Source organism: Variovorax sp. Root411 (assembly GCF_001425205.1).
Taxonomy (GTDB): domain Bacteria; phylum Pseudomonadota; class Gammaproteobacteria; order Burkholderiales; family Burkholderiaceae_C; genus Variovorax.
Window position 1 is genome coordinate 1 of the sequence record NZ_LMDW01000019.1, and the last position, 21,689, is coordinate 21,689.

Below are 21,689 nucleotides of genomic sequence, written 5' to 3' on the forward strand. Positions count from 1 at the left end.
CAGCGGCACGAACGAGCCGGGCTCGTGGATGTAGTGCACGCTGTCGCCGCGCCAGGCCCACTCCTGCTGCCCCTCGGTGCTCTGCGTGCTCTCGAAGGCCAGCGTGTCGCCGTCCCAGCCGAACAACGTCACTGCATCGCTTGTGCGCTTGGCGATGCGCCGGCCCAGTGCGTCGTAGCTGAAGGTCGTTGTCTTGCCGTAAGTGGGGGAACCGGTCTTCGACTCCGCCGATTTTTGCGCGTTTGACTTCTATTGCCTGACATCGATGCCGTGCGGCCCGATGGCATCGACCAATTCCACATCCGAGTCGAAGTCTCTTAGCAGCGGCTCTCGCCCCGCCAACTTCTCGTAGAGCGCGCGCAAATAGCCCGGCTTGTCTTCGACCTCATCAAGTGGTACTGCATGCGGCAAAACGTACCCCCAAAACTTGTCGATCTGACCCGACGATAGGATGAACTCGATGGCCTCCAAAACCCGCCGCTTGCTCAAAGGACCGAAGCGATCGAAGTCGGCCTTCATCGCGCCAAAAAACTGGGAGCGGCAATCGGCATCGTTGATGTAGAAGTCCACCAGATCGTCGTCGCTCATGGACCCCAGGTAGCAGTCCAACTCACGGATGTAGTTAGGGAAAATTTGCCTCATATATCAAAGCCTCAATTCCCCTAGTTGGTTGTCCAAAAATTCGAATGAAAACTCACTCCCTCGAACTTCGTCATCCACTTTGACTCTTCTCGAGAACAATCTCCGCCCTCGCCTGCTCCCAAATTTTCACATAGTCGCGCACATCCATCTTCAGCGCAACAAATTCGTTTTCAATCTTGTTTTTAGCAAACAAGATTGCCCTCTCCAAATCCAGAACAACAAAATAGGCCTCATCTGCATCAAATATTTCAGTGCCGACGGGAAGGCCAATATATGCCGCAGGGGCTATTTCACTGCCACGCAAATCTTTTGGCCAACCCCCCTCTTTCCAACACGCATCGTGCAACAGCTGAAAAAAATGAGCCGCTGGCAATTTTCGATCAAAGACCTTCCTTGCAAAATCAATGTTGATTTTTTGCTTCTCAATATTTGAAAGTAGATCATCTATTGCCCCTATCATCAGACCTGAAACGGAGACCGCTCCTTCCTCGCCAAAAGTCAAATCTTCTATGGAGATCAGCATTCGATCAACAAATACGTATCGACCATCACTCGATCTTCGAGTAGAAATTTCAATAATATTTTTCATGATTTATGGGCAATTGGCTTTAACAGTCCTGCCATCTCTTACCAATCCATCCAACCGTTTTTGAACAGCCGGAGGTACGGGAAAACCGCCATTTTGAACCGAGTCGCCGTTCCAATGCATGGTTCCGTCGTTGCTATTCCCAAAGCGGTGGTAGACCCCCTTATCATCGACCGCGTACCAGTGCTTTCCTTCGGCATCGGGCACAGCACGAGAGGCCAATGCTTCATGATGGCAAGGCAGCTTCGATGTCTTTCTTCCCCCACGGAAATCAGGCGACGTCGTATCGTGGTGGCCCGGATTCGTGTACTCCGGCTTTGGTCCGTGATATCGCCCAGCCTTTCCGACCTTTGCCAATCCCAACGGGTCCACCCATTCCAACGGGTTGAACGCATACTCTTGCAAATTAATTCCGCCAGCCAAGCGAATCGGGTCATGGCTGACAAACCTCCCGCTCTGCGGGTCGTAGTACCGATACCGGTTGTAGTGCAACCCAGTCTCTTCATCCCAATACTGCCCCTGGAACCGAATCGGATTTCTGAACCCGGCCTTCCTGCCCGCCTCGCTGATCGCCTGCTTGGCTTCACCCCACGCCTTGTAGCTCGCCGACCAGGCAATGCGCCCCTCATGGTCCGTCAGCTCCTGCGGCGTGCCCAAATGGTCGCACTGGTAGAACGCGATCTCTTCCTTCGCGAAGGCCTCCGGCGTTCTCTGCTGCTGCCCGTTCCATAGCGGGTCCTGCTCGATGTCATAGCGCCCGCCGTTGCCGGCCATCAGCGCCTTCACGTCCGTCGTCTCGCTCAGTTCGACAGCATGAGCCTGCCGGATCTGCAACAGCGGCACGAACGAGCCGGGCTCGTGGATGTAGTGCACGCTGTCGCCGCGCCANCTGCCCGTTCCATAGCGGGTCCTGCTCGATGTCGTAGCGCCCGCCGTTGCCGGCCATCAGCGCCTTCACGTCCGTCGTCTCGCTCAGTTCGACAGCATGRGCCTGCCGGATCTGCAACAGCGGCACGAACGAGCCGGGCTCGTGGATGTAGTGCACGCTGTCGCCGCGCCAGGCCCACTCCTGCTGCCCYTCGGTGCTCTGCGTGCTCTCGAAGGCCAGCGTGTCGCCGTCCCAGCCGAACAAYGTCACTGCATCGCTTGTGCGYTTGGCGATGCGCCGGCCCAGCGCGTCGTAGCYGAARGTCGTTGTCYTGCCGTAGGTGGTCGCGCTGCGCATGCGGTTGTARCCGTCCCACGTGAAGGCGGTCGTTTCCCCATTGCGGGCACGCTCCACCAGATTGCCGCGCTCGTCCCACGAATAGAAGGTGCCGGCGTAGCTCTTGAGCNCCGTCCCACGTGAAGGCGGTCGTTTCCCCATTGCGGGCACGCTCCACCAGATTGCCGCGCTCGTCCCACGAATAGAAGGTGCCGGCGTAGCTCTTGAGCAGGTTGTCCATCAACCGCCCGGCCATGCTGCGGCCCTGGCTGTCGAGACTGACGGCCACACGGGTGGTGACTCGGCCATCGGTCGCAGCTCCGACATCCTGACCGGCATCGCCGATATTCCCCGCCGGATCGAAGGCGAAGGTCTCGCGGCCCAACCGGCTGTTGGCTTCGAGCAAGCGCCCCACCGGGTCGTAGCGGTAGTTCAGATTGCCGCGCCTGCTGTCGCCGATAGCCGTCAACTGACCGGCCTTGTCGTACTGGTAGATGCGGCGAATGCCATTGGCTTCGATGGCACCAGGTCTGGTCTGAGAAATCTGCTGCTCCAGCAGGCGGCCAGCCGGGTCGTACTTCTGGCCCTGGTGCAGTCCATTGCCCTGATCCCGTCCGATTTCGCGGTGCAGGTCGTCGCGCTCGAAGCCCAGGATGTCCTGCCCGTCGATGAGCAATCCGTGCACGTGGCCGGAGCCGTAGGTCAGCCATTGCGTGATGTGGCCGTCGGGGCGGATGGTGGTCACGCGCTGGTTGAGTTCGTCGTAGCCGTGCTGCCAGACGGCCGTGTGCTTCTCGTCCAGGTAGTGCTGGTGCTCGCGCACGAGGTTGCCCGCGCGGTCGTAGAACCATTGCAGCCGGGCATCGCTGTTCGTGGCTTCGATCAGGCGCCCGTTGCCGTCGTACGCGAAACGCTCGGCCTGCTCCCCGGCCTTGCGCTCGCTCAGGCGGCCCAGCGGGTCGAACTCCAGCTCGGTGCGGTGCCCGGCTTCGACGACCTCGGCCAGCACGCCGCTGGTTTCGTCGTAGCGGTACTGCGTGGACTTGCGGTCGAAGCCGGTCTCTTCGAGCAGCCTGCCGACCGGGTCGTAGCGGAAGTCGTAGCGGCTGCCGTTCTCGTTGTGCAGCTCGCTCAGTCGGCCCAGCAGGTCCCAGTGGTACTTGAGCGTACGGCCCGCGGCATCGGTGCGCCCGGTGACGAGGCCGGCGCGGGTGTAGCTGTAGCGCGTGCGGCGCCCGAGCGCATCGGTGTGTGCAAGCAGACGACCTTCGGCGTCGTGCGCGAAGTGTTCGCGGCTGTCATCGGCCAGCGCGATTTCCTCGAGCTGGCCGGGATGGTTACCGTCGCCGTGTGCTGCAGCTTCGCCCACGGGGGTGTAGCGGTAGCGGGTGGCATTGCCGGCCGCATCGGTGGCCTTGACGAGGCGCCCGCGGCTGTCGTATGCCCAGTGGCTGGTCTTCTCCGAGCAGTCGGTGTAGCTTGCGAGTTCGCCGGCTGGCGTGTAGTCGAGCTTCTTCACTCCGCCTTTGGCGTCGGTGATGCGCACGGGTCGGCCAGCCTCGTCGTAGGCGTACTCGGTTTTGTGGCCGAGCGGGTCGATCTCTTCAGTGAGGTTGCCGTTGGCGTCGTGCTCGCGCTTCCAGACCCCGCCTTCGGGATCGAGGATGCCCGCCATCCGGTGGCGCGCGTCGTACTCGTAGTGAACGTTGCTGCCGTCCGCGCGGGTGTGGGTCTTCAGGTTGCCGTTGACGTCGTAGACGTAGTCGTCCGTGGTGCCGTCGGTGTGGATGTGGCGCGTGATGTTCTTGGCGTCGTCGCGCAGGAACCATTCCTCGCGCTTGTCCGGGTGGATGATCCGGTAGGTGTAGCCCAGCACGTCGTAGTAGTACCAGGTCTCGCCGCCGATGGCGTCGGTCAGGTAGGTGAGGCGGATGTTCCGGTCCCACTCCAGCGTGAGCGCGAAGCTGCCGTCGTCGGACCATTCGCGCACGGCCTTGGCGTCGACGCCGGTGCCGTCGTACTGCAGGTTCATGCCGCGGCCGGTGCGGTCGGTGTAGCGCGTCACGAGGTGGTGGCTGTAGCTGTATTGCCAACCGCCGCCGTTCTCGTCCTGGGCCGTGGCGAGGTCGCCTTCGACGACGTCGTGGGTGTAGGCGGCCAGCTGGCGAACGACCTGGCCGTCTTTCAGTTCCCACAACGACTTGATCAGGCCGGTCTGCGCATCTGGTTGCGTACCGACGTGGGCGATGACGGCCTCGCCCTGCTTGCTGACGATGTCGCTGAGCACCTGCTCGCCGGTTGTGGCGATCACATGGTCGTAGCGCAGCCCGATGGCGGCGCCGCCGGTGGCGTGCTGCGCCACCAGGCGGAAATGCTGCTTGCCCTGCGTCCCGGCCTTGGCGGCGACGGTGTCGACGAGTTCGTAGGTCTCGCGCCAGTCGCTGGGCGCGCCGGCCGGCATGGGCTTGCCGAAGTCCAACGCCAGGAGCGTGTCGCTCAGGCGGGTGAGCGTCACTTCCTCGATGGGGTCACGGTGGCTGTGCCCCACGGCGAGCAAGGGGTACGCATGGCTGCGGCCATCGGCGCCGCGATAGATAAGGCTCATCTGCCCCTGACGGCGGCCCTTGATGGCCTTGGCGATGTCCACGCGCGTGCTGTACGGGGTGATCCAGCGCGCGCCGAGGCTGGCGTTGTCGAATGCGCCAAGATCGCTGCGGTAGGTGCGCGTCCAGGCAATCGGCAGGGGCGCGCCCAGCACGAAGTCGGTGTGGTTGAAGCTCTCGCAGCCCGTGGCCAGGCTGATGGCGCCGCCGGCACCGGAGATCGCGCAGTTCTTGCAGCCGGGGTCGCCGCTGGCGGGAACCTGGGCGGACGTCGCACCCAGCTCCCCGCCGGGCTTCTTGCTCTCGACCTTCGCCCCGTTGCTCGCGGAGATGTTCGCGCCGAACTTCCCCTTGCGCTTGAGCAGCGCATTCTTGAGTATCCGGATCATCCACTTGATGCCGTACTGCACGTTCTCGTCGGCCATCCGCATGATCTGCTGCCGCGCCATGCCCTTCACGTCGGTCAGGCTGGCGACGGTGCCCCGGATCAGGGCCTTGGCGCTGTCGGGCAAGGCATAGTGGCTCGCCGTCGCCGCCGCATAGTTGGCCGAGTTCTTTGCCGCCTTCGAAACGGCTCCGACCATGCGGCCCCAGGTGCTCTGGGTGTTCGGGTCGTAGGTCTTCTTCTCGGCCTGCGCGCCGGTCGCGAACAGCGGTTTCTCGCCCAGCGCCATCTTCAGCGCGCCGATGAGCGCATCGACAATGCCGTCGACCTTCTCGGCGCAGGAGTGCAGAAAGTCGTCGAGATAGCCCAGTGCCTCGTCCACGAACTTGTCGAGCGTGCCGGCGATGGTGTCGTTCAGGTGGGTGATCAGGACGGCGACGAACGCCTCGCCGAGGTTCGGCACCACGTTCTTCGCCGTCTTCGCGATCTCCTGCTTGAGCAGGTGCAGCATGGGCCGCAGGCTCATGCGCGCGGCGCCCGTGCTCGGCGGAAACGGAATCACACCGAGCAGGTTGATCGCGAGGCTGACCCATTGCAAAACGTCGGTGTAGGCCTTCTTGGTGACCATCTCGACGATGTCCCACACGGCATCGATCAGCGCCATGATGTTGCCGATGACTGGCAGGCTGCCCGCGAAGGTCGTCAACACGTTCAGCGTGACGTAGTCGTTGGTGAGCTTGCGCAGCCATTTGTCGATCTTGGCGGCTCCAGCGCCGATGTCCTCCGCGCCAATGGTGTTGAGCGGTGCCACCGCGGTCTGGCGTTCGCGCTCGTTGCCCTGCGAGTTGTTCTGTGGGGCCTGATCAGCCATCTCTATTTCCCTGTTTTTTTTGTGTCGTCGATGCGGTGCTGAAGCTCAGCCCACGAATCCCGGTGTCTGTCCTGGCACGCCGCCCGGCAGCTTCGGGACGCCAGCCATCAGCGTGCTGGCCTTGAGGCTGGGCAGCCCCGCGGGCAACCTGGAGCCGATCGCCTGTGTGGCCATGCCGGTGGCCGCCTGGCCGAGCAGCGCCTTGGCCCCGCCTTGTTGAATCGCCTGCGCGGCGCCAACGGCCTGCTGCGCCGTCCCTGCGACCTGGCCGGCCTGGCTCACAACGCCGCCCGCCTTGCCGAGCGCACCGCCCGTCTGGCCCAGCCCGCCGAGGAAGCTCGTGCCCCCGCCTTCCGACTCGGCCGCGTTCTCGCTTGCAGGCTTTGCCGGCCAGCGGTCCGCCTGGGCGAAATAGTTGCCCTTGTCCCACGGATCGCTCGGGTCGTTGCCGAAGACGACCTTCGCCTGCCCGAGTGGCAGGCCGGACACCGAGGCGAAGCCGTTGGCGTCGAGCGTGCCGTTGTGCGTGGCGCCTTCGGAATCCACCACCGTGTAGTCGCCCTGCCGCACGCCGAGCCGCTTGGCGCCGTCGCCCTTGATGTACTGGTGGTACAGATCGAGCTGCCCCTTGGGGAGCTGCGTCGGCTGCGGCAGCCGCGGCTGCCCATCGCTTTTCGGCCCCACCATCGAATGCGACGAGGCATGCGCACGCCACAGGCCATTGGTCCCGCTCTCGATGCCGCCGGCATTCCAGCGCGTGTAGCTGGTGCCSMCGTTGATGCTGTCCTTCAGCGCCGTAATGTCGATGTCGGCTGCAGCGGCGGCCATGCGGATGCCGTTGTTGAAGGCGACCATGCGCACCGCATCCTTGGCGCTGACCAGGAAGCTCTTGCCCGCCGCAAAGCTTGCATGCGCACCGCTGGTGATGGCCGTGTGCTCGACGCTCACGATGTGGGTGGAGCCCTGCGCCGTGCTCTGGATGCCCGCGGGGCTGGCCAGCGTGAGGTGCGGCTCCTGGAACTCGGGGAACTCTCCCTGCCCCCTGTTGCCGCCCTGCCCCTTGATCGCATCGATCTGCTCCTTCAGGCCCCTGGCAACCTCATCCTGGTCGCCCGCTTCGTGCGCCTTGGCATTGCGCGCGACCTCGCCAAGGCTCTCGTGCAGGTCGCGCCCCTGTGTGAGCCGCGCGACGGTCTCGCCCATGTCGGTCATATGCGCCTGCGCGTTCGCCCGCGCCTCGGTCGTGACCAGCAGGCCCTTGCCCGCACGCACCGCCCCATGCCCATCCGTGCGCAGCTCGAAGCCCTGCCCTCGTGGCTCCTTGCGCCCAGCCGTGTCCTCGATGCGCCCGATATGCCCCACGCTCAACTGGCTGGCCTGGTGATCGCTGCGCAGCTGCGCCTGGATCTTCCCCGTCGTATCGTCCAGCACGATGTGGTTGCCTCGGCCCCCGCCCAACTCGCGGCTGCGGATGCCCGACAGGTACTTCTGCCCGGGCAGCTCCCACGCCGGCATGGTGTCGGCGTTGTGCACGCAGCCCGTGACGATGGGGTAGTCGGGGTCGCCGTTGAGGAAGTCGACGATGACCTCCATGCCGATGCGCGGCACGCTGGTCATGCCGAAGGTGGCGCCGGCCCATGCGGTGGACACGCGCACCCAGCAACTGGAGTGCTCGTTCTCCTGTCCGATGCGGTCCCAGTGAAACTGCACCTTGATGCGCCCGTACTGGTCGGTCCAGATCTCCTCGCCCGCCGGACCCACCACCCTGGCGGTCTGCGGCCCGCGCGTGCGCGGCCTGGGGGTGGTGCGCTGCGGGCGCCACGCGTAGCTGGTGGGCTGCGCGTCGAAGGCGAAGCGCTGCACGGAGCCTTCGGTGCCGTCGGCTCCTTCGCTGGCCTGCAGGTTCTCCTGCAGGTGGTAGCTCACGCCCACGAGCAGGTACTGCTGGTTCTGGTCGGCCTTGGGGTGGCCAGTCAGCCGCAGGGTATGGCCGGTGGCCAGCTCGCGCAGGTTGGAGCGGCCGGTGACGCGGTTGCGCTGGCTGAGCTGTTCTTCGTTGCGGATGCGCGCATAGGTCTCGCCGTCGCCGTGCTGCACGAAACCGCCGGGCCATTCGTAGTTCTCGTAGGCGTCGTGGTCGTGCCCGGGCGGCATCTGCCGCAGGTGCGACAGCTCGGCCTTGGGCTTCTCGAAGTCGTAGTCGTCGTTGTAGTGGTGGCCGGGCCGCACCTCTTCGGCGATCTCCCACGCGTAGATGCGCTCGCGCTGGCCCATGCCGGACTTTTCCAGCGGGTGGTAGCGCACCTCTTCCCCGCCGGGCAGCGGGTTGTGCGAGTTTGCGATGTCGTCTGCGAACACGAGCACGTGCTGACTCGCCTCGTGCCTGAAGTAGAAGTAGATGCCTTCGAGTTCGCACAGGCGCGAGACGAAGTTGAAGTCGCTCTCGTGGTACTGCACGCAGTAGTCCCAGCGCCGGTAGTCGCCGCGCGTGAGCTTCTTCTCGATGGGGTAGCCGTAGCTGCCAAGCACTTCCATCAAGATGTCGGGCACGCTCTTGCCCTGGAAGATGCGGAAGTCGCTGCGCCGCGTGGCCAGCCACAGCCAGGGACGCAATTCCAGGCGGTAGAAGGAATGGCGCGCGTCTTCCTGCTCGAGGCCGAAGCGCGTGGCAATGCCGCCCAGGTAGCGCACGCCGCCCTCGGTTTCCACCGACACGGTGACGGCCTTGCCGAGCAGTGTCTTGGGGTCGATGCCGTTGCTGTTACCCAGCAGCTCGATGTCGAACGCGTACAGCTGGCTCAGCGCTTCGCGACCCACCAATTGGCGAAATTGCAACGCCTCGCCCAGCGGCGTCTGGATGCTGACGCGGCGGGTCATTGCGCCGCGGGATCTGGCAAATAAGCCAAATTACCCAAATGCAATGAAACCAATAAGAATATTGTTTTAATAATGAGCGTCATGCTCACCTCCCCGTGAAATACCTTTCCAATTATTCTAAATGGTCAATTTGCGTAAGACCCAATGCAAAAAATGAAGATGCGGCCGACCGACAGCGCAGCCCAATCAAAGGCCTTGCTGGCGATCGGCAACTCGAGCGGGTTATTGCAGACCCGTGCGCAATAGCAAAAATCCCATGCTCCCGGGATCAGCCCCGCAATTCATCCCCGCAAGAAATCCAATGGCTCAGGCCGCCTTGCGCGCCGTCAGCCACTGCGCGGGCGTCAAAGCCGCCGCCGCCACGCGCACCTCGCCGATGTTGCCGAAGAAGCCGTCGGCGCGAGCACCGTCCCACGAGCCGCCGCCCACCACCCACGGCGAGGTGGCCGAAAGCGTGGCCAGGCCCGGGATGGCCGACGCATTGCGCAGCACCGGCGCGCCTTCGACGTACATCGTGGTGTCGTGCGACACCGGGTCGTTCACGATCGCGACGTGCACCCAGCGGTCGGCAATCACTTCGCCCGACCAATTGGCCTTGGGCGCGCGCGTGCCGGCCGGGCTCGGCACCACTTCCCACTGCACCTCGCGCAGGCTCGAAATGGCGAACAGCATCGGCGGGGACTCCGGGTCGCCGCCCGAGTAGCCAGCAAGATCGCCGCGGCGGCCGTCGCGCGTCATGATGTTCATCCACGCTTGGTTGCCGCTGGTCCAGCTCTTGTCGATCTTGATGAAGGCCTCGACGGTGTAGCCGTTCTCCAGCGTCTGCGCGTTGATCGGCGCCGCCACGTCGGTGAGGAAGTAGCTCAGCCGCGGCGTGTTCTTGTTGGTGTTGAGGAAGCGCACCGAGCCCGGCGCCGCCGACAGGTAATGGCGGTCGTCGGTCCACACGATGTCGCCATCGGCGGCTCCCACCACGCCGCCCTGGTTCAGCGCATCGCGGTGCAACGGGTTGTTGCCCGTGACGTCTGCGACGACCGTGCCCGGCAGCACAGGCTGGTTGACCGCGCCGCCAAAGAAGCGCCAGTGCGCCAGCGTGTTCGCGACCTTCGGGTAGTCGTCCGAATTCGCGGCGGGCCGCTGCTCGACCATTGCCGGGTCCTTGTAGTTGGCCAGGATCATCGCGCGGGCCTGGTCCACCAGGGAGTTGTCGATGGTGGCGCTGCCGGTGCCGAAGCTCTTGTTGAACCCGGCGAAGCGCTGCGCGAAGTCCATGTCGATGACGAAGGCCTCGTTGGGGGTGGTGAGCACGGCCTGGTCGAAGGTATTTAGCGTATTGGCCGGTTTCTGCGGCACCCAAGGCGAGAACGACAGCACCTTGATCTGCCTGTTCGTCAGGTCGAACTCGTAGAGGCGCATCAGGCCGTTGCCGCCCTGGTAGGCCATCTGGTAGTCGACCACCATCTCCTCGACCTTGTGGCCGAAGTCGTTGGTCTTCGTGAGGTGCGCGGCGCCGTGATGGTGGCCGTTGAGCGTCATGAAGATCTGGTCGTTGTCGCGGATCAGCTTCTCCCACAGCATCTTGCCGTAGTCGGTTTCGAGCGGGCTCTTGCCGTCGGCGTCGATGTTGAGCAACTGGTGGTTCACCAGAATGACGGGCAGCGTCGGGTTGCTCGCGATCACCTGGCGTGCCCAGGCAATGCCCGCGGTGGAGATGCGCCACGACAGCGACAGCACCATGAACTTCTGGCCCTGCGCGTCGAACACGTGGTACTCGTGAAAGCCGCTCGGGTCGCGTGCGCCAAAGGTGGCCTGCTTCTTCGCACGCTCGGGGCCGAACCACTGGATGTAGGGCTCCTTGGTGGGGTCGCGGTCGGCATCGGTGCCGCCGACGGGGTCGATGCTGTAGTCGAAATCCTTCAGCACGTCGTGGTTGCCGGCGAGCACGCTGTAGGGCAGCTTCGCGTCTTCGAGCACCTTCATGGCGGCATCGGCCACCTTCCACTGGTCGGGCTTGCCGACCTGGTCGACCACGTCGCCGAGATGGATGGTGAACGGGATGTTCAACGCCTTGGCGTTGGCGGCGATCCATTTCGTCTGCGCGGCGAACGGTGCGCTGCCGAAGCGCTTGTCGTACTGGTCGCTCTCGGCGGCGGTGGCGTAGCGCGCATAGAACTGCGTGTCGGGCATCACGGCGAGTGCGAAGCTGGAGATCTTGGCAGCGGCGGCCGGTGGCGCGGACGGCGGGGGTGCCGACGTGGGCGCAGGCGCGGGCGCGGGCAGCGGACCGAAGGCGGGTGAACCACCGCCACCACCACCGCAGGCAGCAAGCAAGGCGCTGCTGCCGCCGACCGTCAGCAGAGATGCGCCAAGCTTGAGCACCTGGCGGCGCGGTGGGGTGCTGTGGTGGTCACTGCCATTCGATGGGGTGTTGCTCGGTTCGGCAGGCGCGGCAATGCGCGGCGCGCGGGCGCCGCGCGTATCGTCGGAAACGGACATGGGAATGAGGAGAAATTGCGAAGCGCGCAGCGTAGGAGGCTGCGATGACACGGGCGTGCAAGGCCCGTGACACTTCGGTGCACCGGTTCGCCTTCAGGCGTTGCGCACTCGCTCCATCGGCTCCAGCTTCATCACCCGCCATGCGCACAGGCTGCCGAGCACCGCCAGCAGCGCAGCCGCGGTGAACATCGTGCGGTAGCCGAAGGCCTGCGCGACCGCGCCACCAAGCAGCACGCCCAGCACACCGCCGAAGCCATAGCCGATCACCGTGAACAGCGCCTGGCCGCGTCCGCGCAGATGGCCGGGGAAGCGGCGCGACACCACAGCGATGCAGGTCGTGTGGTGCGCCGCGAAGCTCAGCGCATGCAGCCACTGCGCCACGACGAGCGCCGCGATCCAGCCGCCGAGCCCTGCCGTCAACCCCAGCCGCGCCACGGCCGCGATGCCGCACACCAGCATCCAGCGCGGCATCGGCATCAGGCCGATGAGCCGGCCCTGCAGGAAGAACCACACGATCTCCGCCACCACCGACAGCGCCCACAGCAGGCCGATGGTGCTCTTGCCGTAGCCTATCGAATCGAGATACAGCGAGAAGAAGGCATACACCGAGAAGTGCGACATCACCTGGAAGAACAATGCCGCGAAGAACCATCGCACCGCCGGGTTGCGCAGCACCGGGCCGATGGGCGCCCTCACCGCATCGTGGGCCGCGGGCGGCTCGCGCACGTCGGGCAGCTTCATCGTCGCGAGCAGCACGATGGCCAGCGTGCCGGCCGCCCAGGCCGGAAAGTGCTTCATGCCGAAGCGCTCGAACCACTCGCCCGCCACAAACACCGTGAGCAAAAAGCCGGCCGAGCCGCACAGCCGGATGCGCCCGTAGCGCCCCCAGTCGCCGGCCACCAGCTGCGCCATCGCGGCCTCGGTGAGCGACATCATCGAGCTGGTGTGGGTGAACATCACGAGCAGCACCAGCGCGAGCCACCAGGCGCCGCCGTGCCACCACAGCCCGAAGGAACTGAGCAGCGCCACCGCCGCGCTGAAGCGCAGCAGCTTGACGCGCTGCCCCGTGTGGTCGCTGAGCGCCCCCCAGGCGTACGGCGCGAACACCCGCGTGATCGACTGCACCGACGCCAGCAGGCTGATGGTGAAGATCGGAAGCCCCAGGTCCTTGAGCCAGAGTGGCAGGTAGGGATTGAAGAAGCCGATGTGCGCGAAATAGCTGGCCGACAGACCAGCGAACGCCAGCAGGTGGCCGCGCCCGGCGGCCACTGGTGGCGGGGCGGACACTACAGGAAGGACGCCTGGGGCGACGTGGCTTCTGGAGCCTGCTGTACATCGCCGCACTGCGCGCGGTTGCGCAGCACGTGATCCATGACCACCAGCGCCAGCAGTGACTCGGCGATGGGCGTCGCGCGGATGCCGACGCATGGGTCGTGGCGGCCCTTGGTGACGACCTCGACGGGATTGTTGTGGATGTCGATGGACTGGCGCGGGCTGATGATCGAGCTGGTCGGCTTGATCGCGATGCTCACCTCGAGGTCCTGTCCCGAGCTGATACCGCCCAGGATGCCGCCCGCGTTATTGCTCAGGAAGCCGGTGGGCGTGATCGAGTCGCCGTGCGTGGTTCCGCGCTGCGTGATGCTGTCCCAGCCCGCACCGATCTCCACCGCCTTCACCGCGTTGAGGCCCATCATGGCGTAGGCGATTTCGGCGTCGAGCTTGTCGTACAGCGGTTCGCCCAGGCCGACGGGCACCTTGGTGGCGGTGACGCGGATGCGCGCGCCGCACGAATCGCCGGCCTTGCGCAGGCGGTCCATGTAGTCCTCGAGCGCGCTCACATCGGCCACGGGCGCGAAGAAGGGGTTGTTGGGCACGTGGTCCCAGCTCTCGAACGGGATCGCGATTTCGCCGATCTGCGTCATGCAGCCGCGGAACACCATGCCGTATTTCTCGGCCAACCACTTCTTGGCGACCGCACCGGCCGCCACCGTGGGGGCCGTGAGCCGCGCCGAGGAGCGCCCGCCACCGCGCGGATCGCGGATGCCGTACTTCTTCCAGTAGGTGAAGTCGGCGTGACCGGGGCGGAACTGCTGGGCGATCTGCCCGTAGTCCTTGCTGCGCTGGTCGGTGTTCTGGATCAGCAGCGCGATGGGGGTGCCGGTGGTCTTGCCTTCGTAGACGCCGGACAGGATCTGCACCGCGTCGGGCTCGGCGCGCTGCGTGACGTGGCGGCTGGTGCCGGGGCGGCGACGGTCCAGGTCGGCCTGGATGTCGGCCTCGCTGAGTTCCATGCCGGGGGGGCAGCCATCGATGACGCAGCCGATGGCCGGGCCATGCGACTCGCCGAAATTGGTGACCGCGAAGAGTGTTCCGAAGGTGTTGCCGCTCATGGCCGGGATTATCCCTACAAAGCGGCGGCCCCTCAGCCGGTCGTGTTTTCTATGCGCTTGGTCAGCGCGCCCACCTGCAGCTCGATGGAAAACAGCCGTTCGTTCAGCACCGCCGTCTGGAGCCGGATCGCCTCGATGATGGCCTTGGTCTGCGGATCGGATGTGTTGTCACAGAGTTCGGCCAGGTCGTGCAGCTTCTTGCGCAGTTCGTTGCTCATGGGAGGCTCCGTTGGTCTATCGCATCGTGGATGGCCCCAGTATGGGGTTTCGTCAGCGCTGCGGCAATGCGGCGGCACCCGGGGCTTCGGGCGCACACGCTTTACGCGGCCGGCAGCAGCCAGCTTTCGAGCTTGAGGAGAGCGCCGGTCCATCCATGGTTGTGCCCGTCGCGCGCAGCCTCGTCGAAGAACTGCTCGTGCAGCAACACCAGTTCGCAGCCCTCGGCATCGGGTTCGATGCGCACGGTGACGCGCGACTCGCGCTCCGGCGTGCTGCGCCATGCCCAGCTGAAGACCAGTTTGCGGTTCGGCTCGACTTGGAGATACGTGCCGCTCACGTCGTGCGTTTCACCGTCGGCCGCCAGCATGGCCACGCGGAAGCGGCCGCCCACGCGCAGGTCGACCTCAGCGATGGGAACCGAGACGATCTCCCCAGGCCCGAACCAGTGCTTCAGCGCTTGCGGGTCGGTCCACGCGCGCCAGACTTTGTCGGCCGCAACGCGGTAGTGCCGGCGGAGCGTGAGCGAGGGACGCTCGGCGGCGTCTCGGGCGGAAGGGTTCGCCATTCGGTCTCCTCCTGGTGATAGAGAAAGCGCGCCAGTGCATCGAGGCGCCCGGTCCAGAATCTTTCATAGCGCGACAACCACACGGCAGCCTCCTGCATGGGCCGGGGCGACAGCGCGCAGCGCACGATGCGCCCCTCTTTCGTGCGCGAGATCAGGCCGGCATCCTCGAGCACACGCAGGTGCTTCATGAACCCGGTGAGCGACATGTCGTGCGGCTCGGCCAGTTCGGTCACGCTGAGGCTGCGTTCGCCCAGGGTTTCGAGCACCGCGCGGCGCGTGGAATCGGAGAGTGCGGCGAAGACTACGTCGAGGGTGACGGCGTCCGGGTGAGCGGTTGAGTGAACCATGCGGTTGAGTATCTGGAGGGCCTGCGGGCTCGTCAAGCCGTGTTCGACGACATGCGTGGCAAGCTCCGGCACGTTGCCGCCGCTCACCTTCCCCGGGGCCATATGCTCGACCTCGGAGCGCCAACAACCGCCAAAGGAGAACCATCGATGCCCGACCTGCACCCGCTGTACCCCCTGATCGAACCCTACGAAACCGGCATGCTCGACGTGGGCGACGGCCACCGCATCCGCTACGAACGCGTGGGCACGCCCGGCGCCAAGCCGGCGGTCTTCCTGCATGGCGGGCCCGGCGGGGGCATCTCGTCCGAGCATCGGCGGCTGTTCGATCCGGCGCGCTACGACCTGATGCTGTTCGACCAGCGCGGCTGCGGCCAGTCGCAGCCGCACGCCGGCCTGGAGGCCAACACCACCTGGCACCTGGTGGCCGACATCGAGCGCCTGCGCAAGCGCGCGGGCGCCGACCGCTGGCTGGTGTTCGGCGGTTCATGGGGCTCCACGCTCGCCCTCGCCTACGCACAGAAGCACCCCGAGCGCGTGAGCGAACTGGTGCTGCGCGGTATCTACACCGTGACGCGGGCCGAGCTGCAGTGGTACTACCAGTTCGGCGTGTCGGAGATGTTCCCCGACAAGTGGGAGAAGTTCCAGGCGCCCGTTCCCGAGGCCGAACGCGGCGACATGATCGCGGCCTACCGCAAGCGCCTGACCGGCGACGATCCGGTGGCGCGCATCGAGGCGGCGCGCGCCTGGAGCGTATGGGAGGGCGAGACCATCACCCTGCTGCCGAACCCCGCGCTCGCCGAGACGCATGCCGACGATCATTTCGCGCTGGCCTTCGCGCGGCTGGAGAACCACTACTTCGTGCACGGCGCCTGGCTCGAAGAAGGCCAGCTGCTGCGCGACGCGCACAAACTGCACGGCATTCCCGGTGTGATCGTGCACGGCCGCTACGACATGCCCTGCCCCGCGCGCTACGCCTGGGCACTGCACAGGGCCTGGCCCGAAGCAGAGTTCCACCTGATCGAAGGCGCAGGGCACGCCTATTCGGAGCCCGGCATCCTCGACCGGCTGGTGCGCGCGACCGACGGTTTCGCAGGCTAGCGGGTCGGCGCATGTCGAGGCGCGGCATGCAACCCTGACTCCCGACAACCCAACCTGTCTGGAACCTGACTTCATATGTAAAGACGGGTAGCTGTCTCCTCGGCCATACACCTGGTGCAGCAGATTTCAAACAAGAGTGATTCGCAGTCAGAATGCCGGCCGACGCTTTTGTTTGCGTCCTCCCGAAGGCTCCACGATGACTCCCCCCACCCGCCCGATGCGTCGCCGCACGCCCATCGCACTGGCCCTGATCGGCCTGTGCGCTTCCTCCCTTCCCCCGGCGTTCGCTCAACAGGTCGCGCAGCCCGCCGCGTCCTCGCCCGTCCCCACGCCCTCGTCCGCTGCCGGCACCTCCGTGCCCACCACGCTGCGCGAAGTGCAGGTCCACGATGCGCAGGACAAGACCGGCTTCGGCGCCAACCCCGCCTCGCTCAACCGCCTGCCGGCCGACCTGCGCGATGCGCCGCAGTCCGTCACCGTCATCAACCAGGCCGTGATGCAGTCGCAAGGCGCCACCTCGCTCGCGAGCGCGCTGCGCAACGTGCCGGGCCTGACCATCGGCGGCGCCGAGGGCGGGCAGATCGGCACCAACATCAACCTCAACGGCTTCTCGGCGCGCACCGACATCTACCTGGACGGCGCACGCGACCGCGCCCAGTACTACCGTGACACCTTCGCGCTCGAATCGGTCGAGGTGCTGATGGGCCCCTCGTCGATGCTGTTCGGCCGCGGCTCCACCGGCGGCGTGATCAACCAGGTCACGAAGAAGCCATCGCTCACGCCCGCGGGCGAGGTCTCGGTGTCGGCCAGCACCACGGGCCTCGTGCGCTCGACGATCGACATCAACCGCCCGCTGTCCGACACCTCGGCCTTCCGCATCGCGGCCATGGGCCAGCAGGGCGACGCCAGCACGCGCGAGCAGACGAAGCTGAAGGACTTCGGCCTCGATGCCTCGCTGAAGTTCGGCATCAACACGCCGACGCAGGTCACGCTCTCGGCGCTGGTGCAGCACAACCGCGACCAGCCCGACTACGGCGTGCCGCCGCTCAACGGCCACCCGGCCAAAGTCGACCGCGACACGGCCTATGGCTTCGGCGATGACCGCACGATCTCCGACATCCAGGCCTTCAGCGCCGTGATCCAGCACAAGCTCACGCCCGACACGTCGATCCGCAACCAGACGCAGTACAACGACGTGACCACCGACGCGCGCGAGACGGCGCCGCAGGGCATCGGCACGCTGTCGGCCAAGGGTGTGTTCACGCCCTTCTCCACCGGCACCACGGCCGCGCCCGCGGCCGCGTTCTCGTCGCTGCCGCTGAGCAGCCTGTGGGTGCGCCAGCAAAGTCATGACCGCACGATCCACGACAAGTCGCTGTTCAACCTGACCGAGCTCAACACGAAGTTCACGACCGGCGCCATCAAGCACACGCTGCTCGCAGGTCTGGAGCTGGGCCATGACACCTACGACAACCAGGCCTACTACCGCAACGGCACCTGCAACGGCGTCGCGCTGAACCCGGCGGGCGGCACCAGCGGCTACGCGACATGCTCACCGCTGCTCGCGCCTTACCAGGGCAACACGCCGAGCACCGCGCCCAGCCTGCCCGGCAACCTCGCCACAGCCAGCGCCACCACGGTGGCCGGCTACGTCAACGACACCATCGAGCTGGGCCCCCAATGGAAGCTGGTGGCCGGCGTGCGGCAGGACCATTACCGCGCAAGCGTCTACAACAGCATCCCGACCGCGACCACGCTCGCCAGCGAAAGCCAGACCGTCGACTTCACCAGCGTGCGCGCCGGCGCGATCTGGCAGCCCACTCCCTCGCAGTCGTACTACGTGTCGTACAGCACCTCGTTCAACCCCTCGCTCGAACAGCTGGTCGCCACCACCGGCAGCACGCAGCCGCTGCCGCCGCAGAAGAACAAGGCCTACGAACTCGGCGGCAAGTGGGACCTGAACGACGGCAACCTCTCGCTGAGCGCGGCCGCCTTCCAGATCACCCAGACCAACGCGCGCTCGCAGAACAGCGACGGCACCTACAGCGCGACCGGCACGGTGCGCGTGAACGGCGCGCGCGCCGGTGTCGCGGGCCGGGTGACCGACAAGCTGCAGCTGTTCGGCGCCTACACGCACCTGGACGCCACCATCGTCAACGGCATCGCGCCCGGCACGCTCGGCAAGACGCCCGCCAACACGCCGAAGGACGCGGCCAGCCTGTGGGCCACCTACGCCATCACGCCCGAGTGGGAGATCGGCGGCGGCACCACCTACAGCGCGAAGCGCTTCGCGAACAACACCAACCTCGTGCAGGTCGGCGGCTACGCGCGCCTCGACGCGATGGTGGCTTACCATCAGCCCAAGTACGACATCCGGCTGAACCTGTTCAACCTGGCCAACCGCCACTACTACGACGCGCTGATCCCCTCCGACGGCGGCCGTGCAGTGCCGGGCTCGGGCCGCGCCGCCACGCTGTCGCTCACCTACCGCCTTTGAGGCCCTGAAGAAGAAGACGATTCGCCATGCTGGTCTGCATCCCCGGCGTCCTGGACCGCGAAGCGCTCGCGGCGGTCCGAGCGCGCCTCGACGCGGCCGGCGATGCGTGGGTCGACGGCCGCGTCACCGCGGGCCACCAGGGCGCGCCGGTCAAGTTCAACCAGCAGATCGACGAAGGCTCGGCGGTGGCGCACGAATGCCAGTCCATCGTGGCGAGCGCGCTCGAACGCCACCCGACCTTCATCAGCGCGGCACTGCCGAACCTGCTGTACCCGCCGATGTTCAACCGCTACAGCGAAGGCATGCGCTTCGGCCTGCACGTGGACGGCGGCGTGCGCATCGACCCGCGCACCGGCCGCAAGCTGCGCACCGACCTGTCGGCCACGCTGTTCCTGTCGGACGCCGACAGCTACGACGGCGGCGAGCTGCAGATGGAAGACACGCACGGCATGCAGACCGTGAAGCTCGCGGCCGGCGACATGGTGCTGTACCCCGCCACCAGTCTGCACCAGGTGACGCCCATCACACGCGGCGTGCGCGTGGCGTGTTTCTTCTGGGTGCAAAGCCTCGTGCGCGACGCGGGCGACCGCGCGCTGCTGTTCGACATGGACAACGCGATCCAGCGGCTCAACCAGAGCGGCGCCGACGAATCGGCGCGCCGCACGCTCGTGGGCACGTACCACAACCTGCTCAGGAAGTGGAGCGACACCTAGTTCTTTAAACTCCTCCGGCTCGCCAAACAGACAACAACCGAGGAGAGAGAACTTGCGTATTCAAACCACCCGCCTGACGGCCGGCGTGCTGCTCGCGTGCGCCGCTTTCGTGGCCCACACCGGCCACGCCGCATCGCCGACCAGCACCACCCCGACCGCCCCCGCTTCGACCGCCAGTTCGCTGGAAGCAGAACGGGACGCGGCCTTCAAGGCCGCCAAGGCCGTGCAGAAAGCCGGCCCCGCCGACATCGTGCTGCGCGACCAGGCCCACCTGCAGCTGCCCGCGGGCTATGTGTGGGTGCCGACGCCCGCCGCCGCGCAGTTGATGCGCAGCATGGGTGCACCGACGACACCTTCGTCGGCGCCATCTTCCCCGCCGACGACGCCGACTGGATGGCCGTCGTGAAGTTCGTCAAAGAGGGCTACATCAAGGACGACGATGCGAAGGACTGGAACGCCGACGACCTGCTCAAGAGCCTGAAGGAAGGCACCGAGGCAGCGAACGAGGAACGCGCCAAGCGCAGCATCCCCGCCATCGAGGTGACGGGCTGGGCGCAGAAGCCGCAGTACGAGGCTGCATCGCACCGCCTCGTGTGGTCGGCCCTGTCCCAGCGCAAGGGCAGCACCGACGGCAGCCAGGGCGTCAACTACAACACCTACGCGCTGGGCCGCGACGGCTACCTGAGCCTGAACCTCATCACCAACGCCAAGGACCTCGACAAGTACAAACCCGACGCGAGCAAGCTGCTTGCCGCGATCCAGTACGACGACGGCAAGAAGTACGCGGACTTCAATTCGTCGACCGACAAGGTCGCCGCCTACGGCCTGGCCGCGCTGGTGGCTGGCGTGGCGGTGAAGAAGCTGGGCCTGTTCGCGATTGCGCTGGCCTTCCTGGCCAAGTTCGCCAAGTTGGCCGTGGTGGCGGGCGGTGCGGCGCTGTGGGGCATCGCGAAGCTGTTCAAGCGCAACAGCAGCTAGGCACGCTCACCTCGGAAACGGACGGTGCAGCGCGCAGTCCGGGTTCAGCCGCACGCCGAAGCCCGGCGCATCGAGCGCGGAGGCCTTCATGTGGCCGTTGACCGGCACCGGCTCGTCGAGAAGCTGCGGGTTGAACATCGGCACCACCTCGTCGGCCTTCGGCGCCATCATCAGGAACTCGGCGAACGGACTGTTGTGGCGCGTGATGACGAAGTGGTAGCTGTAGACCGACGAGCCGTGCGGCACCACCAGCTTGCCGTGCGCATCGGCCAGGTTCGAGATCTTGATCAGCTCGGTGATGCCACCGCACCAGCCGACGTCGGGCTGCAGAATGTCGCAGCACTCCATCTCCAGCAGCAGCCGGAAACCCCAGCGCGTGGCTTCGTGCTCTCCAGTGCTCACCAGCAAGCCGCGCGGCACGTTGCGGCGCAGTTCGGCGTAGCCCCAGTAGTCGTCGGGCGACAACGCCTCCTCGATCCACTTGAGACCGAACTCGTTGCGCGCGGCCGTCGCCAGGCGCGTGGCGTATTCCACGTCCAGGCTCATCCAGCAGTCCAGCATGAGCCAGAAGTCGGAACCCACCCTGGCGCGCATGTCGGCCAGCATATCGAGGTTCTTCTTCAGGCCCTCCTCGCGCTCGGCCGGCCCGTGGTGCAGCGGCATCTTGCCGCCGATGAATCCCATGTCCTTCGCGAGGTCGGGCCGGGCGCCGGTGGCGTAGAAGCTCAGTTCGTCGCGCACCGGGCCGCCGAGCAGCGCATGGACCGGCTCCTTGCGGACCTTGGCCAGCAGGTCCCACAGCGCCAGGTCAACCCCGGAGATGGTGTTGAGCACGATGCCCTTGCGGCCATAGAACAGCGTGGCGTTGTACATCTGGTCCCAGATCTTCTCGATGTCCGTCACGCTGGCGCCCTCGACGAAGCGGGCCAGGTGCTTCTCGACGATCCAGCAGCCGAGGTCGCCGCCGGTCGTGACCGAGAAGCCGACGGTCCCGTCGCTGGCCTCGATCTCCACCACCAGCGTGCCGAGCACATTGAGGCCGAAGCTGCGGCGGCTCTGCCGGTACTCGGGGTACTTGCTCATGGGCGTCGAGATGTGGTCGTCGATCCAGTGGCCGTCGGCCTGGTCGTGGTAGTCGGCGCCGCCACCGCGGATGGTGAAGGCGCGCACGTGCTTGATGATGGGCATGCTCATGGGAAGTCCTTTCGTCGAGCAGAG

At 65.9% G+C, this 21,689-nt stretch carries 14 protein-coding genes and 3 pseudogenes; 4 read left to right on the top strand and 13 right to left on the bottom strand.

Annotated elements, in window-relative coordinates:
- The 12 genes and pseudogenes from ASC92_RS28735 to ASC92_RS28250 all read right to left on the bottom strand — a co-directional run.
- Positions 1–183: pseudogene (locus tag ASC92_RS28735) on the bottom strand (hypothetical protein); the annotation flags it as partial.
- Between the two features lie 66 nt (positions 184–249).
- Positions 250–588 carry a hypothetical protein gene (locus ASC92_RS22975; protein ID WP_235505962.1) on the bottom strand — a complete coding sequence of 113 codons (339 nt, stop codon included), beginning with the start codon at positions 586–588 and terminating at the stop codon, positions 250–252.
- Between the two features lie 124 nt (positions 589–712).
- Complete coding sequence (locus ASC92_RS22980; RefSeq protein WP_162245737.1) at positions 713–1,231, bottom strand: hypothetical protein; 519 nt, start codon at positions 1,229–1,231, stop codon at positions 713–715.
- Between the two features lie 3 nt (positions 1,232–1,234).
- A partial coding sequence (locus tag ASC92_RS22985) for an RHS repeat domain-containing protein (RefSeq protein WP_235505963.1) occupies positions 1,235–2,116 on the bottom strand: 882 nt, incomplete at its 5' end.
- 447 nt (positions 2,117–2,563) lie between these two features.
- Positions 2,564–6,291 (bottom strand): annotated as a pseudogene (locus tag ASC92_RS22990) (DUF6531 domain-containing protein); the annotation flags it as partial.
- 45 nt (positions 6,292–6,336) lie between these two features.
- Positions 6,337–9,168, bottom strand: coding sequence for a type VI secretion system Vgr family protein (locus ASC92_RS22995; protein WP_056520408.1), 2,832 nt, complete (start codon positions 9,166–9,168; stop codon positions 6,337–6,339).
- Positions 9,169–9,474: 306 nt separating this feature from the next.
- The gene (locus tag ASC92_RS23000) at positions 9,475–11,664 is read right to left on the bottom strand and encodes a LamG-like jellyroll fold domain-containing protein (RefSeq protein WP_056520951.1); all 2,190 of its coding nucleotides are present in this window, start codon (positions 11,662–11,664) and stop codon (positions 9,475–9,477) included.
- Between the two features lie 93 nt (positions 11,665–11,757).
- The gene (locus ASC92_RS23005) at positions 11,758–12,951 is read right to left on the bottom strand and encodes an MFS transporter (protein WP_056520410.1); all 1,194 of its coding nucleotides are present in this window, start codon (positions 12,949–12,951) and stop codon (positions 11,758–11,760) included.
- Complete coding sequence (aroC, locus tag ASC92_RS23010) at positions 12,951–14,054, bottom strand: chorismate synthase (RefSeq protein ID WP_056520411.1); 1,104 nt, start codon at positions 14,052–14,054, stop codon at positions 12,951–12,953. Before aroC ends, ASC92_RS23005 begins: the two co-directional genes overlap by 1 nt.
- A 32-nt stretch (positions 14,055–14,086) precedes the next feature.
- Complete coding sequence (locus ASC92_RS23015; RefSeq protein ID WP_056520412.1) at positions 14,087–14,272, bottom strand: hypothetical protein; 186 nt, start codon at positions 14,270–14,272, stop codon at positions 14,087–14,089.
- 101 nt (positions 14,273–14,373) lie between these two features.
- Positions 14,374–14,838: an SRPBCC family protein gene (locus ASC92_RS23020; protein WP_056520414.1), complete on the bottom strand. Its 465-nt coding sequence runs from the start codon at positions 14,836–14,838 to the stop codon at positions 14,374–14,376.
- The gene (locus ASC92_RS28250) at positions 14,724–15,185 is read right to left on the bottom strand and encodes an ArsR/SmtB family transcription factor (RefSeq protein WP_157609119.1); all 462 of its coding nucleotides are present in this window, start codon (positions 15,183–15,185) and stop codon (positions 14,724–14,726) included. Before ASC92_RS28250 ends, ASC92_RS23020 begins: the two co-directional genes overlap by 115 nt.
- Positions 15,186–15,332: 147 nt before the next feature.
- On the opposite strand from ASC92_RS28250, the gene pip reads away from it, so the two are divergent.
- From pip to ASC92_RS23040, 4 genes and pseudogenes are all read left to right on the top strand, one after another.
- A complete protein-coding gene (pip, locus tag ASC92_RS23025) occupies positions 15,333–16,283 on the top strand; it encodes a prolyl aminopeptidase (protein ID WP_056520416.1) in 951 nt (316 codons plus the stop codon).
- A gap of 196 nt (positions 16,284–16,479) precedes the next feature.
- Entirely contained in the window at positions 16,480–18,780 is a 2,301-nt protein-coding gene (locus ASC92_RS23030) for a TonB-dependent receptor (protein ID WP_082519693.1), read from the top strand.
- Positions 18,781–18,806: 26 nt separating this feature from the next.
- Positions 18,807–19,493 (top strand): Fe2+-dependent dioxygenase, encoded by a 687-nt coding sequence (locus ASC92_RS23035; RefSeq protein WP_056520419.1) that lies wholly within the window; start codon positions 18,807–18,809, stop codon positions 19,491–19,493.
- 85 nt (positions 19,494–19,578) lie between these two features.
- A pseudogene (locus ASC92_RS23040) lies at positions 19,579–20,471 on the top strand (DUF2167 domain-containing protein).
- A 6-nt stretch (positions 20,472–20,477) separates the two neighbouring features.
- On the opposite strand, the gene rhmD reads toward ASC92_RS23040, so the two are convergent.
- On the bottom strand, positions 20,478–21,665 hold the full coding sequence (gene rhmD, locus ASC92_RS23045) for an L-rhamnonate dehydratase (protein WP_056520420.1): 1,188 nt from the start codon (positions 21,663–21,665) through the stop codon (positions 20,478–20,480).
- Positions 21,666–21,689: the final 24 nt, after the last annotated feature.